Source organism: Clostridium chromiireducens (assembly GCF_002029255.1).
Classification (GTDB): domain Bacteria; phylum Bacillota; class Clostridia; order Clostridiales; family Clostridiaceae; genus Clostridium; species Clostridium chromiireducens.
Genome location: NZ_MZGT01000043.1, coordinates 34,692 through 50,842, shown reverse-complemented (window position 1 = coordinate 50,842; position 16,151 = coordinate 34,692). Strand labels below are relative to the sequence as shown.

Here is a 16,151-nt window from a genome sequence, read left to right as displayed (position 1 = left end):
ACATAATCTATATTATCTATTTAACTTTATAATATTTTACGTAAAAAAGAGTTCCTATATATAATGATAGACAATCCAATCATTATATATAGGAACTTTATTATATATCTTTATTTATTATAATTTTTACCTTGTACTTTACTTATTGCCATTTTTGCCAAGACAACAAAAAATGCAAAAAATATAAAAGCAGGAAGTCCAGACAGTACTTTCGCTACATGATTGCTCAATATGTATTCCATATTATATTTCAATATATGTCCAATAATAAATAAATCTATAAATTCACTTATGAACTGTATTATGATCACACTAATAGTTACTAATATTGATGTTATTAGGTTAATTTTATTTATTAAAATATTAGTAAATATATATGCTGCTATTAATAGCAAAGTATGTATCCCAAAGTCTATAGGTAAGAGTCTTACTCCACAAACCAAAGTAAAATTCACTATAACAGACAAAAAGAACCTCTTAATATTTATTGGGGTTTGTGACAAAGTATAAAATGCCCAAACAAAAAGCAAACTTTCAGGGACTGATATTCCAATCAAATATATTAGTGACATTTCAAACAACTTACATCTCTCCCATCTTATCGACAAACTATTTTCAAATTCACGTGACTATATGTCAGATAATTCCATGCTAACTCTTTCAATCACATTGTCTTTTATCTCTGTTTCAACCTTCGTTTCCTCGGATTGCCTTGAAGGTAACACAACAGTAAATTCACTTCCATGACCTAATTTACTTTCAAGTTTAATTTCACCATTATGTAATTCTACGAAAGATTTTACAAGCGAAAGTCCTATACCAGTTCCTTCATGATTTCTTTTTAAACTCTTGTTCACTTGAGTAAATCTTCCAAATATAAATTCCTTTTTATCAACAGCTATTCCTATTCCTGTATCTTTAACAGATATCTCGACTTTTTCATTTTTATCTTTTATGCTTATATATATATATCCGCCCCTATCTGTAAACTTCAAGGCGTTTGAAAGTAAATTTAAAATTATTCTTTCCATTTTGTCCACATCAAAAGCAATAATTTTCTCTTCAATATCAGTATCAAATACCAATTCTATCCCCTTGTCTTCAGCATATGGAACTATAGACATAGCAATGGTTTCAACCACATAAACAATATCTTCATTCTGCATATTTGGAATAATAAATCCAGAATCATATTTTACTATATCTAATAAATTATTAACTAATTTAATTAACCTATAGCAATTTTGTTTCATTACATCTAAATATTTCTTTCTATTTTTGATAAATTCTTCATCATCATATACATTCAATAATTGAAGTGAAGAAAATATCACATTTAAAGGCGTCTTTAATTCATGCGATATATTAGAAAAAAATTCAGTTATAAATCTGTTCTGTTGCTGGGTTTCATTTAATAACTTAATATTTTCCTTTACTTCGTCTTTTAATTTTTGTACTTGTTTTTCTGGTGTAATATCTCTCATGATAGTTAGTATTACAGGCATTTTTCCATAAACGCAATATGTAGAGATATTATGAACATTGATCTTCTTGCCTTTGTTATTTATAATTTTTTCTTCAAAGGATACCGCTGACTTTTTATTATTTATTATATCTAGATATTTTCCCTTTATTTTTTTATAATCATCTGTATTGTAAAAAGCAGTGAGATATTTTTTTTTCATTTCTTCTAATGAGTTTATTCCAAACAATTCTATAGCTTTTTTATTTAAATATAATATTTTCTCACTATCGTGAATCATAATTGAATAGTAAGAATATTTAATTAGTAAATTATAACAATCTTCATTTTTTAATAACATTTCTTCGATATAATCATGTTGTCTTAGCTGTTCTTTTAGCTCCGACTCTAACAATTCTCTTTGGTCACTTTCAAATTTTTTATATTCCCCTAAAACCCATGCAACCATAATAAATCCTAATGCTAGCATCAAATCATTTTCAAAATATATATTAACTCTTAAATTTGGAGCAAAAAATAAGTCTATAAAAAATATGATAAATGATGATAATGTTGCAACTATTAAACCATATTTTTTACCTAATGATATTGTTGATGAAATAATGCTAAATAAAAACAAATACTTATACTGACTTTGATATGTATTCGATAAAAATATCAATATACACAACATAAAAGTAAAAGCACTATCTTCAACTATTTGAACAGTTTTAATATTTTTATATTTAAATATATATATATATGAAAATGACCATAATAAAATAGTGATTATTAACAATGCTGGGATAAATAAAATGACATAATTGTTTAACGGGATCTGATTTAAGTAATCTGGACTTTTCAATAATTCGTTCATACTTATTATTGAAATAATCAATAATACTCCAAATTTTGCGATAGAAATGGTTCCAAGTATATTTCTGTATCTGTTATTATTAATAGTATTCACTTAATCCACCTTCTATTTATAGATATGAAACTTTTGCTAAATGATAAGTTTAAATATATACTTACATTAAATCCAATAATTGCTTGCAAATATTATATTTTTACAGAAACAATTATACATTAACATAATATAATAATTCATACAAAAAATCTACATTTTTTTACACAGTCTCATTATATATAGTTTAAATTTAGGGTAATTTAAACTATTTTTAAGCGATACCTAAATCTTTGAAATTTTTTTTAGAATTATATACTTTCATTAAAAACCAATATCATCATAAATATTTAATATTATAATTTAATGATTATAATATTAAATTACGTAATGCCTTTTATCCATAAAAAAGTAAGCTGTATCAAAATAAAAATCACTTTTTATTTTGATACAGCTTATCTTTATAATAAAATTATATTATTTCTTCTAATGTTTTTCTAATTGCTTTTATAAAATCAAAAGTATTTAGAGTCTGAATATTGTCATGCTCTGCAAGTGATGCTAAATCCTTAGTCATTATTCCATCTTCAATTGTCTTTATTGAAGCCTTTTCTAATTTATCTGCAAAATCCACTAAAGCTGAATTATTATCTAATTCTCCTCTTTTCTTTAACGCTCCAGACCATGCAAATATAGTTGCAATTGAATTTGTTGATGTTTCTTCACCTTTTAAGTGCTTATAGTAATGTCTTTGAACAGTACCATGAGCTGCTTCATATTCATAGTTTCCTTCTGGTGAAACTAATACTGATGTCATCATTGCAAGTGAACCAAAAGCTGTAGCAACCATGTCACTCATTACATCTCCATCGTAATTCTTGCACGCCCATATTATTCCGCCTTCTGATTTAACTACTCTAGCTACAACATCATCTATTAATGTGTAGAAATACTCAATTCCTGCTTCATCAAACTTAGCTTTATATTCTGCATCAAATATTTCTTGGAATATATCTTTAAATGTATGGTCATATTTCTTTGAAATTGTATCCTTAGTTGCAAACCATAAGTCTTGCTTAGTATCTAGTGCGAAACCGAAACAAGCTCTTGCAAAACTTTCAATAGACTCATTAAGGTTATGCATACCAAGAACTACTCCATCACCTGCAAAGTTATGTACTAACTCTCTTTTTTCTTCACCAGTTTCTGAAGTAAATACAAGTTCACACTTACCTTTTCCTTCTATCTTCATTTCTACATCTCTATATACATCTCCATAAGCATGTCTTGCTATAGTTATAGGCTTTTTCCATGTTCTAACGTATGGTTTTACTGGTTCTACTATAATTGGTGCTCTAAATACTGTTCCATCTAAAATTGCTCTTATAGTACCATTAGGACTTTTCCACATTTCTTTTAAATCATATTCTTTAACTCTTGCTGCATTTGGCGTAATAGTTGCACACTTTACCCCTACCTTATATTTTTTGATAGCTTCTGCAGCATCTACAGTAACTTGATCATCAGTCTCATTTCTATATTCTAATCCAAGATCATAGTATTCTGTATTTAATTCAATAAAAGGATTTAATAACTCCTCTTTTATTGCGCCCCAAATAATTCTAGTCATTTCATCTCCATCCATTTCAACTAATGGAGTTAACATTTTAATCTTTTCCATATTTATTGCCTCCTATATTGCTTATATTATCACTAAGTATCTTTAAAAAGAAATAAGTAAGTGACTATTTTATTCACCTGTTGTCTTCTTTTAGATGCCTTACTTCATAAAGATAATTATACATTATTGCTACATTTTTATCAATTAACAATAAATAATTCATGTGATTAACCCAAATACAGCTAACTTTTTGCATAAGTATGCGAATATTATTTTCGGTATCTTTTCAACTGAAATATAGTTTTAAGTAATTTTGTCTGCAGAGAGAATTTATCAACTTTGCGCTTTTATAAGTAATTTAAATAAAACCCAGTTCATGAACTGAGTTTTTCAATAAAATCAAGTATTATTTTTTCTTGCTATCCACATCTTCATACTCAACATCGATAATCTCTCCTGTAGTGTAATCATCAGTTTCTATTTTATAACTTTGATAATCATCTGAATCATTAAAATTATTTGCAGTTTTTTTTGCTTTTTTCTTTTTAATGAAACCGGCAATCTTTACTCCAATGTACGATATTAATCCAATTAATAAAAGCCATGGAAGAAGATTTAATATTATAGTTCCAACTATAAAAACTATGCCTATTCCTCCAATAATATATATATACTTTTTAATATCTCCACTCATCACACTTAACCTCTACATTCCTTAAATTTATCCTATAGTAATTATACATATCCAATGTGTAACTGTACTTATAATTATGTGATAACTTACCGAAATAAACTAAAATCTAACAAGTATGAATAGGAATAGTTATTCTAAGTATATGTCAAAGACTTATTAGATGAAAATATTTATAACTTCAATAAGTTATCACATAAGTCTAAGTTTCACGTTAGGTATCTATAAACCTAAACAAACCATTGAATATAACATAATTATAAATAACATTTTAAGTTACTTTATTTAATATTATATATCAATATAATACTACTTACAATATTATAATGTAAATTATATCACATACAAATCACCTTAACCTAAACTTTGTTTATTATTTAAAGCATATTATATACCCGAAAGAAAGGTTCACTGCTCATATATACTTTCTTTCAGGCAAAAATTTATATATTATAAATATTGTAGCTATAAGTAATGCAGTAACCACTAACCCACCTTCTGGCCCAAAACTACCGCCATTAATTAAATTAGGAGTAACTGTTTTTATGTTATATATGGAGTTTGTAGAAATTCCACTTACTAAAAATCCAAAAATGTCTCCCTGAAAATAATTCCATGTTATATGATATCCAATGCTTATCCATATATTTTTAGTTTTTATAAATACATATCCCATAGAAATTCCAAATAAGAATAAGTTAAGATATGCAATTAAACTTATTCCTTGATTTAATGAATGCATTAATGCGAAGATTATTGATGATACAATAATCGGAACATATGCTTTTTTAGTTTGCTTTAAAACTGTCATGCAGTATCCTCTTGCAAAAAGCTCCTCATTAATTCCAACAAAAATGAAAATAATTAATTCTATAATTAACCCCCATGAAAAGTTTGGTTTGTTAATACTATTTACCATTTCAACAGATTTTGTACATAATAATATAATTGCAACTAATGAAAAAGATATAGCACCACTTAATAAACCAATGAACAAATCTTTCCAACTATTTTTTATACTTGTTAATCCCATGTCTGCCACTTTTCTTTTATCCCATATCTTCCAGAATAGAATAACAAAAAATATCATCAATAAACATTGAAGTAAACTTATAAATGCACCTGGAATAGAAGACATACTTGTAAATTGTTCGGAAATATATTTTGCGCCCCCATCACCTTGAGATAATAATTCTGGCTTCACAATAAAAATAATTATGCCATATAAAGCACTAAAAATAAATGATGATGCAAAGGTTGTAAGGAAAAATGATATAAATACAATTAATATTTTCCATCCAGACCTAATTTGATTATTAGTATTCTTAAAGATTCTCATTAATTTCTCTAATCCCCCTTATTAGTCTTCTTTTATAAAACTCTTAAACATTTTGATGTATAATTTATTATAGCTTGAAATCAATACGAATATATTAAAATATACTTAAATTTATCTTAATGTAAATTTTAAATTTCTATAAAGACACTTTCCTGCTTGGTAAAAATTTGTATGCTGTTAATATACTTACTATGAGTAACACTGTAACTATGATTCCACCTTCCGGCCCAAAATCCCCACCATTTATTATATTCGGACTTATTACTTTAACTTTATATATGGGAGTAGTATCAATTCCACTTACTAAAAATCCAAAAACATTGCCTTGAAAATAATTCCATGTTATATGATATCCTATCGCCATCCATAAGTTTTTAGTCTTAATACATACAATTCCCATAAAAACTGCGAACAAAAATAAATTAATATAAGCTAGTGTACTTATTCCTGGATTATTAGAATGTAATAATGCAAAGATTATGGATGATATCACTATGGGAATAACCCAAGATTTTTTAGGCTGCTTTAAAATATTTATGCAGTATCCCCTTGAAAAAAGTTCTTCACTAACTCCAACAAAGATAAAAACAATTAGTTGAATAATTAATACATATGAAAAGTGTGGCTTACTAAAACTATTTTGTAGTTCTACAGATTTAGTACATAGTAAAGTAAATGCTACTAATGTAAAAGACAGTGCCCCAATTATTAATCCAAATAATAAATCATTAAAGCTGACATAGATGTTAGTAAGCCCCATATCTCTGAGTTTTCTTTTTTCATATATCCTCCACAGTATGACAACACAAAGTATTGAACATATACATTCAATTAATATTATTGAAGTTGCTGGAAAACTATTCATGTTAGATAATTGTTCATCTAAATATTTTATATATTCCTCTGAACCAACTACTAATTGAGGATTTATTTTTTGAATAAATACATCATAGATTTTGAAAAAAATATCTGAAACTGCATTTGACGTTGTAGTAGATACTAAATATAAAATTCCTATTTTCAGTAAAGATATTATTATGCTTTTATTATTTCTAAAAATTTTCACTATCTTTTTACCTCACTTTCATAAATAAATATATTTTACATATTTAATTTATTTATCAAAACAATACTTTATTACCCTTTCCTAAATATAGTCGCTATTTATTTGGTTGCAAATAAAAAACAATACCTCTAGAACATCTTCTAGAGGTATTGTTTTTGTGAAATAATCTTATATGCAGCATAGCTGCTCTTTTTATCTGTGAAATGATCCGTATTGCAGCATAGCTGCTCTTTTTATCTGTGAAATGTTCCGCATTGTGGCATAGCCACTCTTTTTATAGGTGTTTATTTTCTTAAGAATTCATTAACTGTAATACCAACTCTAATTCCTTCATTAATAGCTGTTACAACTAATGACTGACCACGTCTAGCATCCCCTGTAGCAAATACCTTAGGAACATTAGTCTTAAAGTCTTCTCCAGTTTTTATATTAGTTCTTGCATCTGATTCTACTCCAAAAGCTTCTTTAATGTAACTTTGTGATCCTGTGAATCCCATTGCAAGTAACACTAATTCAGCCTGGTAAGTTTTTTCTGAGCCTTTAACTGGAACTGGACCGAATCTTCCATTTTCGTCCTTCTTCCATTCTACTTTAACAGTGTCAACACTTTCAAGATTTCCATCTTTATCAGCATTAAGAGCTGTAACTGTAGTTAAATACTCTCTTGGATCTTTGCCATAAACATCTATAAATTCTTCTTGTCCGTAATCAACCTTAAGAACCTTAGGCCATTCTGGCCATGGATTGTTTTCAGCTCTTTCGCGAGCGGGCTCACCCATTATTTCAAATTGAACTAATGACTTACATCCATGTCTAAGTGAAGTTCCAACACAATCTGTACCTGTATCTCCACCACCAATTACAATTACATTCTTATCCTTTGCAGAAATATAGTTGTTATCAGCGTGATTTGAGTCTAATAAACTCTTAGTATTAGCCTTTAAGAAATCTACAGCAAAGTGAACTCCCTTAACTTCGTCTCTTCCTTTAGCTTGAAGATCTCTAGGTTCAGATGCTCCTGTAGCAAGGATTACTGCATCAAATTCATCTAAAATTTCATTTGCATCATAATTGTTACCAATATCTGCATTATTTACGAATTTAACGCCTTCCTCTGCCATAATGTGTACTCTTCTCAAGATAACTTCTTTATCTAGCTTCATGTTAGGAATACCATACATTAATAGTCCACCTGGTCTGTCACTTCTTTCAAATACAGTAACTTTATGACCACATTTGTTTAAAGTATCTGCTGTAGCAAGTCCTGCTGGACCTGATCCAATTACAGCAACAGTTTTTCCAGTTCTCTTAGCTGGAGGATTAGCTTTAACTATTCCATTTTCAAAAGCAGTATCAATTATAGCTCTTTCGTTTTCTTTTATAGTAACTGAAGGGCCATTTAATCCAGCTGTACACCCAGCTTCACATGGAGCTGGACATACTCTTCCTGTAAATTCAGGGAATGGATTAGTTTTATTTAATCTTTCATAAGCTAAATCCCATTTTCCTCTATATACTAAATCATTCCATTCAGGAATTAAGTTATGAAGTGGACATCCTGATACCATTCCAGAAATTAATACTCCTGATTGACAGAACGGAACTCCACAATCCATACATCTTGCACCTTGAATGCTTTGCTTATCAGCTGGAAGACTTAAATGAAATTCTTTATAGTCTTTTAATCTTTCTTTAGGTTCTCTATTTTTACCTACTTCTCTATCATACTCTAAAAATCCCGTTGGTTTTCCCATTTGTCTAACCCTCCTAATTTCCTTTAATTTCTTGGAAAGTTTTAATTAATGCTTCGTCCTCATTACATCCAAGATTCTTATACTTTTCAACAGTTTCTATTACTCTCTTATAATCCTTAGGAATTATCTTATGGAATTTAGATTTTTCTGTTTCAAAGTTGTACAATATTTTATTTCCTTTAGGAGAGCCTGTAACTTTTACATGTTCTTCAATTAAGTTTCTTAATTCTTCTTCATCTTCTAAGCTTAACTCCTCTAATAGAACCATTTCTTCATTTAAATTTATTCTGAAGTTTGGATCTTCTTCATAAAGGTAAGCAATTCCTCCACTCATACCTGCTGCAAAGTTAATTCCTGTTTTACCTAAAACAACAACTTTACCACCAGTCATGTATTCTAATCCATGAGCTCCAACACCTTCAACAACAGCAGTTGCTCCTGAATTTCTAACGCAGAATCTTTCACCTGCAATACCATTTATAAATACTTTTCCTGAAGTTGCTCCGTATAAAGCAACATTTCCTATTAAGATATTTTCTTCAGCTACAAATGTTGATTTCTTTGGAGGATAAACTATAATCTTACCACCTGATAATCCCTTGCCTAAGTAGTCATTAGCATCTCCTTCAACTTCAAAAGTTAATCCCTTTGGAATGAATGAACCGAAACTTTGACCAGCGGCTCCATTACATTTTATATTTATTGTATCTTCTGGAAGCCCTTTTCCACCATGTACCTTAGTTATCTCTGATCCTAAGATAGTTCCAAGTGTTCTATCAGTATTAGTTACGTCAACTTCTATGCTTATCTTTTCACCACTATCTATAGCTTCTTTGCATTTATCTAAGAATAACTTTTCATCTAACACTTTGTTTAGTTTAAAGTCATATTTCTTAGTTTCATCAAATTTAACTACTTTACCTTTATATTTATCAGGAGTGTATAGCACCGAACTTAAATCGATATTTTGAGCTTTCCAGCCATGAATATTTTCTTTTTGTTTAAGTCTATCTACTCTACCGATCATTTCATCAAGTTTTCTAAACCCTAGCTTAGCCATGATTTCTCTAAGTTCTTCTGCTATGAAGTACATAAAGTTAACAACATATTCTGGCTTTCCTTTAAATCTCTTTCTTAATTCTTCATTTTGAGTTGCAACTCCAACTGGACAAGTATCTAGATTACAAACCCTCATCATAACACAACCAAGCGCTACAAGTGGTGCAGTTGCAAATCCAAATTCTTCTGCTCCAAGAAGTGCAGCTATAGCAACGTCACGACCGCTCATAAGCTTACCGTCAACTTCAACTCTAACTCTTTCTCTTAAATCATTAAGTAATAAAGTTTGGTGAGTTTCTGCAAGTCCAAGTTCCCAAGGAAGTCCTGCATTTTTGATAGAGTTCTTTGGTGATGCACCAGTTCCTCCATCATATCCGGAAATTAATATAACTTCGGCTCCACCCTTAGCAACACCAGCTGCAATAGTACCTACTCCACATTCTGAAACTAACTTAACAGATACTCTAGCACCAGTATTTGCATTTTTTAAATCGTAAATTAATTGCGCTAAATCTTCTATTGAATAAATATCATGATGTGGTGGTGGTGATATAAGTCCAACCCCTGTAGTTGAATGTCTAGTTTTAGCAACCCATGGATAAACCTTAGTTCCTGGTAATTGTCCACCTTCACCTGGTTTTGCTCCTTGTGCTAATTTTATTTGAAGTTCATCAGCGTTTACTAAATACTCTGAAGTTACCCCAAATCTACCAGATGCAACTTGCTTAATTGAAGATCTTCTTGAATCTCCATTCTCATCAACAATCCATCTATCTGGATCTTCTCCACCTTCACCAGTGTTTGATCTACCACCGATTCTGTTCATAGCTATAGCTAATGCTTCATGAGCTTCCTTAGATATTGATCCATAAGACATAGCTCCTGTTTTAAATCTCTTAACTATCTCTGCTACTGACTCAACTTCTTCTAATGGAATTGAATTAGAATTCAAGTTAAACTCCAATAAACCTCTTAATGTTATTTCTGAGTCTTCAGCATCAATTAAAGAAGTACATTCCTTAAATAACTCATAGTTACCTGTTCTTGTTGCTTCTTGAAGTCTATGAATAGTTAATGGATTATATAAATGCTTTTCTTCATTTCCTTCACCAGATCTAAGCTTTTCATATCCAGGTGAGTCTAATGTGAAATCAGCAGCATAAGTTTTATCTCTAAATCCATTTGTATGATTTATTTCTGCTTCCTTTTGCATTTCCTTTAATCCAAGTCCACCAATTCTACTTACAGTATTAGTGAAGTATTTATCTATAACTTCTGTACCAATACCGATAGCTTCAAATATTTGAGCTCCTTGGTAAGATTGAATTGTAGAAATACCCATCTTAGAAAGTATTTTAATTATTCCTTTAGTAACTGCTTTATTGTAATTATATACAGCCTTATTATAATCTACATCAAGTAATCCTTCTTCAATTAAGCCTCTTAATGCTTCATAAGCCATATATGGATTTACAGCAGATGCACCAAATCCGATTAAAGTTGCAAAATGATGAACTTCTCTTGGTTCTCCACTTTCTAAAACTAGTCCAACTGATGTTCTTGTTCCTTTTTTAACTAAGTATTGATGAAGTGCTGATACTGCAAGTAATGATGGAATTGGAACTTTAGTTTCACATACATTTCTATCTGATAATATTAATACAGTATATCCTTTTTCATATGCATCTTGTGCTTTTTCAAATAATTCATCTAATGCTACTTCTAGGGAACCACCTTTATCAAATACTATATCAATAACTTTTGATTTTAAGTTTCCACTATTAAGTGACTTTATTTTAGCAAACTCTTCATCATTAATTATAGGAGAATCAAGCTTAAGCAATTCACAATTGCCTGGTCTATCCTCCAATATATTACCTTCTGGTCCTATGTAAACATTAGAAGCTGTAACTATTTCTTCTCTGATTGCATCTATAGGAGGATTAGTTACTTGCGCAAATAATTGCTTAAAGTAATTAAATAGCGGCTGAGCTTCTTTAGATAATACTGCTACTGGAACGTCAACACCCATTGCTGCAAGTGGTTCTGCTGCTGTTTTAGCCATTGGAAGCATTGTTGTCTTAACTTCTTCGTAAGTATATCCAAAAGTTTTTTCTAATCTCTTTCTTGTTTCCTTATCATATTCAATTCTGAATTTTTTACTATCTTTTAATTTATCTAAAGTAACTAAATTTTCTTTAAGCCATTCTTCATATGGATGCTCTGTTGCATAAGAATGCTTTAATTCTTCATCATCTATAACTTCTTTTTTAACTGTATCAACAAGCAGCATTCTACCTGGCATTAATCTATCTTTCTTTTCAACAATTTCAGCTGGTATATCTAAAGCACCAACTTCTGAAGAAAGGATTAATCTTCTATCTTTAGTTATATAATATCTTGACGGTCTTAAACCATTTCTATCTAAAACTGCACCAACTTTTTCACCATCTGTAAATACGATAGCTGCTGGACCATCCCATGGTTCCATTAGTGTAGCATTATATTCATAAAAAGCTCTCTTTTCTTTGCTCATAGTTTTGCTCTTATACCATGGTTCTGGAATTGCCATCATAACTGCTCTAGTTAAGTCCATACCATTCATATATAAGAATTCTAAATTATTGTCAAAGATCGCAGAGTCTGATCCTTCTTTATTTATAATAGGTAATACTCTATTTAACTCTTTACCAAGTACTCTAGATTTTACGTTTGTTTCTCTAGAATAAACTTTATTTACATTTCCACGAAGTGTATTAATTTCACCATTATGGATCATAAATCTATTTGGATGTGCTCTTTCCCAGCTTGGGAATGTGTTAGTACTATATCTTGAATGAACTAACGCTAAAGATGTTTCTACTCTTTCATCCTCTAAGTCTTTATAAAACTCCCTTAATTGTGTAGATAAAAGCATTCCTTTGTACACAATTGTTTTAGATGAAAAAGATGCTATGTAGAAAGTTTCATTTAAGAATTTGCTTATCCATCCTGCTCTTTTTTCTATGTTTCTTCTAACTATATATAAATGTCTTTCAAATTCTTTTCCTTGTTTTATGCCATTAGGTCTCTTTACAAAAGCTTGCATTATAGCAGGCATAGCTTCTAAAGATGCTTTTCCAAGTATTGAAGGATTAGTTTGAACTTCTCTCCACCCAATCAGTTCAAGATTTTCCTCTTTTGATATATCTTCAAAAAGGCGCATAGCTTCTTTTCTTGCCTTTTCTTCTTGTGGTAAGAACACCATAGCAACTGCATAATCACCCTCATTTTCAAGTGCCATTCCCTTTGATTTTAATTCTTCTTCAAAGAATTTATGAGGTATGTTAAATAATATTCCAGCTCCATCTCCAGTATTTTCATCAGCTCCTGTACCACCTCTATGTTCTAGCTTCTCTAAGATAGTTAAACAGTCTGATAAAATTTCATGTGATTTTTTGCCATCAATGTTTACTATAGTCCCAATTCCACAAGCATCATGTTCAAAACACGGATTATATAGCCCTTGTGCATTCGGATTATTGTTTTCCATTTAAAATTCCCCCTTGAAATAATAATATATTGATATGTACCTTATCCAAATTAAAGATTAGGTACTTGTCTATTTCCTAATATATCGGAATTTACCCATTCGTAGCAAAATTACGAGTAAAAACACCTCTTTTTTTGGTATAATTACTCGTATATTTACTTTATTATAAATTACTCTACTTCACTTAATATTAAGCTAGCAATATCTTTCATTCTTTTCCCAGAATCCATACTTATCTTCTGCATATATCTAAATGCTTCATTCTCAGTAAGTCCTGAAGTTGACATAAGTTGCCCCTTAGCCTTTTCTATAAGCTTTCTATCTTCTAAAGTATGCTCTAATTTTTCAACCTGCGCTCTTAACTTTGTAATTCTCTTTTTACTTTGAAAGATCAAATCAATTGCATTAGTCAAAAGCACATTAGAGATTTTAGTACCAATACAGTATATATCAGTATCTTCCTCTATAAATGATTTATAAGGTTCATTTACTATAGCTAAAAAACTAGTTTGGTCTACTAAAGTTTCATAGACATCTAATAAACTCATATCTTTAAATTTATATCCAACTAAGACTAGGTCTGGGGAATATTGCATAACTAATCTAATCAATTCATTTCCTGAAGTACACAATGCTAATATTTCATAGCCCTCTTGCACTAGTAAACTCTTCAATTTTGTCGCAGTCTCAATATTGCTTAATGCTATTATAATTCTTCCATTTTGAGCCATTGCAATCCCCACCTTAATTAATATTAATTGGTATTACAGATTAATATCTATTAAGATAGTTTTCTATTTCCCAGTCATGAACTTTAGTTCTATAATCATCCCACTCAGCTGCTTTTCCTGAAAGATAATTTTCATATACATGATCACCTAATGCAACTTTAGCTAATTCACTATCTTTCATAAATTGAACTGCTTCATATAAGTTATTTGGTAGATTATCAATTCCATTAGTTCTTCTTTCATCTTCAGTCATTGCGAAAATGTTTGCTTCAACCTCTGCTGGTGGTGTCAAGTTATTCTTAATACCATCTAAACCAGCTTGTAGCAACACTGATAATACTAAGTATGGATTAGCACTTGGATCTGGACACCTTAATTCTACTCTAGTTCCTGCTCCTCTAGCTGCTGGCACTCTAATTAATGCTGTTCTATTTTTGCATGACCAAGCTAAGTAAACTGGTGCTTCATATCCTGGAACTAGTCTCTTATATGAATTTACTAAAGGATTAGTTACTGCAGCAACGCCCTTAACATGCTTCAATAATCCAGCAATAAATTTATAAGCTACATCACTTAATCCATTCTTATCATTTTCATCAACGAAAGCATTCTTTCCGTCTTTATATAATGACATATTTACGTGCATACCCGAACCGTTTATTCCAAAAATCGGCTTAGGCATAAATGATGCATGCAATCCATGTCTTTGAGCTATTGATTTAACAACTAGCTTAAATGTCATGATATTATCCGCTGTAGTTAACGCATCACCATATTTAAAATCTATTTCATTTTGACCTTCAGCTACTTCATGATGAGAAGCTTCAATCTCAAATCCCATATCCTCTAATGCTAAAGTCATATCTCTTCTTGCATTTTCTCCTAAATCTGTAGGTGCTAAGTCAAAATATCCACCTTTGTCTTGAGTATTAGTTGTTGGATTACCATTTTCGTCAGTTTCAAATAAGAAGAATTCACATTCTGGACCAACATTCATTGTATATCCTAATTCAGCTGCATCCTTAATAGCTCTCTTTAGAACATATCTTGGATCCCCTTCAAATGGCGTTCCATCTGGGTTATAAACGTCACAAATTAATCTTGCAACCTTACCTTGTTGTGGTCTCCATGGGAAAATCACAAAACTATCTAAGTTTGGTCTTAAATTCATGTCTGATTCTTCAATTCTTACAAAACCATCAATAGATGATCCATCAAACATACATTCATTATTTAGTGCTTTTTCCAATTGCTTATCTGTAATTGCTACATTTTTTAAAGTTCCAAAGATATCAGTAAATTGTAGTCTAATGAATTTAACTCCATTTTCCTTTACTAAATTAATAATATCTTCCTTTGTGTACTTTGCCATTTAACAATTCCCCCCTTTTTCTTTTAAAAAAAGGCGCACAATAGAGAGGTATACCATCTATCGAACGCCTTTGCTCAATTCATTTACTAATGAAATTATATAATACTATTTTTAATAAATCAAGTGATTTTTCTTAAAAAATAAATATTATCGCTATTGAAACTTTAAATTTTAAAGTAAATGATACCACATTACTTATAATCTAAAGTGTTGTGGCATTTTTTTACAAACGCGTATTGTTTTAGAAACATTTATTGTCATTTTTTCTTTACAATATGTATTTTATGTTTCTTTTTTGATTAATATTACAATAATTATTATTGTTAAAATCATAATTTATTATTACCAAAGTAATCTTTAAATATATATTTAACATTTTACAGATAAAAAATTACTGCAATAATATAAAAAAATGAAGTCACAAAAAATCATTTTTTGTGACTTCATCGTCATAAATTATTAAATCCTTACATTAATTATATATATTAATACTTTTAGTGTCAATAATTTCTCTCTGGTGCTTATCCCATAACTTTCACAATTTATACATATTTAATATACTATATTTTAGAAATAATAATACTAATTATTTCTATTATCAATAATTCTCTTGAACA

Annotated in this window: 10 protein-coding genes; all 10 read right to left on the bottom strand. The window is 29.7% G+C overall.

What is annotated here, in order from left to right:
• Positions 1–110: 110 nt before the first annotated feature.
• The 10 genes from CLCHR_RS15655 to glnA all read right to left on the bottom strand — a co-directional run bounded on the left by CLCHR_RS15655 (position 111) and on the right by glnA (position 15,534).
• Entirely contained in the window at positions 111–581 is a 471-nt protein-coding gene (locus CLCHR_RS15655) for a hypothetical protein (protein WP_079440773.1), read from the bottom strand.
• Between the two features lie 48 nt (positions 582–629).
• A complete protein-coding gene (locus CLCHR_RS15650; RefSeq protein ID WP_242966109.1) occupies positions 630–2,432 on the bottom strand; it encodes a PAS domain-containing sensor histidine kinase in 1,803 nt (600 codons plus the stop codon).
• Positions 2,433–2,841: 409 nt separating this feature from the next.
• The gene (locus CLCHR_RS15645; protein WP_079440772.1) at positions 2,842–4,050 is read right to left on the bottom strand and encodes an NADP-dependent isocitrate dehydrogenase; all 1,209 of its coding nucleotides are present in this window, start codon (positions 4,048–4,050) and stop codon (positions 2,842–2,844) included.
• Between the two features lie 346 nt (positions 4,051–4,396).
• Positions 4,397–4,684, bottom strand: coding sequence for a hypothetical protein (locus CLCHR_RS15640; protein ID WP_079440771.1), 288 nt, complete (start codon positions 4,682–4,684; stop codon positions 4,397–4,399).
• A gap of 412 nt (positions 4,685–5,096) precedes the next feature.
• The gene (locus CLCHR_RS15635; protein WP_079440770.1) at positions 5,097–6,020 is read right to left on the bottom strand and encodes a CPBP family intramembrane glutamic endopeptidase; all 924 of its coding nucleotides are present in this window, start codon (positions 6,018–6,020) and stop codon (positions 5,097–5,099) included.
• A 136-nt stretch (positions 6,021–6,156) separates the two neighbouring features.
• Positions 6,157–7,086, bottom strand: a complete 930-nt coding sequence (locus CLCHR_RS15630) for a CPBP family intramembrane glutamic endopeptidase (RefSeq protein ID WP_079440769.1) — start codon at positions 7,084–7,086, stop codon at positions 6,157–6,159.
• Between the two features lie 284 nt (positions 7,087–7,370).
• Complete coding sequence (locus tag CLCHR_RS15625) at positions 7,371–8,840, bottom strand: glutamate synthase subunit beta (RefSeq protein ID WP_079440768.1); 1,470 nt, start codon at positions 8,838–8,840, stop codon at positions 7,371–7,373.
• Between the two features lie 13 nt (positions 8,841–8,853).
• Positions 8,854–13,431: a glutamate synthase large subunit gene (gene gltB / locus CLCHR_RS15620; RefSeq protein ID WP_079440767.1), complete on the bottom strand. Its 4,578-nt coding sequence runs from the start codon at positions 13,429–13,431 to the stop codon at positions 8,854–8,856.
• 170 nt (positions 13,432–13,601) lie between these two features.
• Entirely contained in the window at positions 13,602–14,162 is a 561-nt protein-coding gene (locus CLCHR_RS15615; protein WP_079440766.1) for an ANTAR domain-containing response regulator, read from the bottom strand.
• Positions 14,163–14,202: 40 nt separating this feature from the next.
• Entirely contained in the window at positions 14,203–15,534 is a 1,332-nt protein-coding gene (glnA, locus tag CLCHR_RS15610) for a type I glutamate--ammonia ligase (RefSeq protein WP_079440765.1), read from the bottom strand.
• Positions 15,535–16,151 lie beyond the last annotated feature (617 nt).

Coding starts and splice junctions, on each gene's coding strand:
- CLCHR_RS15645 (WP_079440772.1), bottom strand. CDS start 4,050: ATGGAAAAGATTAAAATGTTAACTCCATTAGTTGAAATGGATGGAGAT.
- CLCHR_RS15640 (WP_079440771.1), bottom strand. CDS start 4,684: ATGAGTGGAGATATTAAAAAGTATATATATATTATTGGAGGAATAGGC.
- CLCHR_RS15635 (WP_079440770.1), bottom strand. CDS start 6,020: ATGAGAATCTTTAAGAATACTAATAATCAAATTAGGTCTGGATGGAAA.
- CLCHR_RS15625 (WP_079440768.1), bottom strand. CDS start 8,840: ATGGGAAAACCAACGGGATTTTTAGAGTATGATAGAGAAGTAGGTAAA.
- gltB (WP_079440767.1), bottom strand. CDS start 13,431: ATGGAAAACAATAATCCGAATGCACAAGGGCTATATAATCCGTGTTTT.
- CLCHR_RS15615 (WP_079440766.1), bottom strand. CDS start 14,162: ATGGCTCAAAATGGAAGAATTATAATAGCATTAAGCAATATTGAGACT.
- glnA (WP_079440765.1), bottom strand. CDS start 15,534: ATGGCAAAGTACACAAAGGAAGATATTATTAATTTAGTAAAGGAAAAT.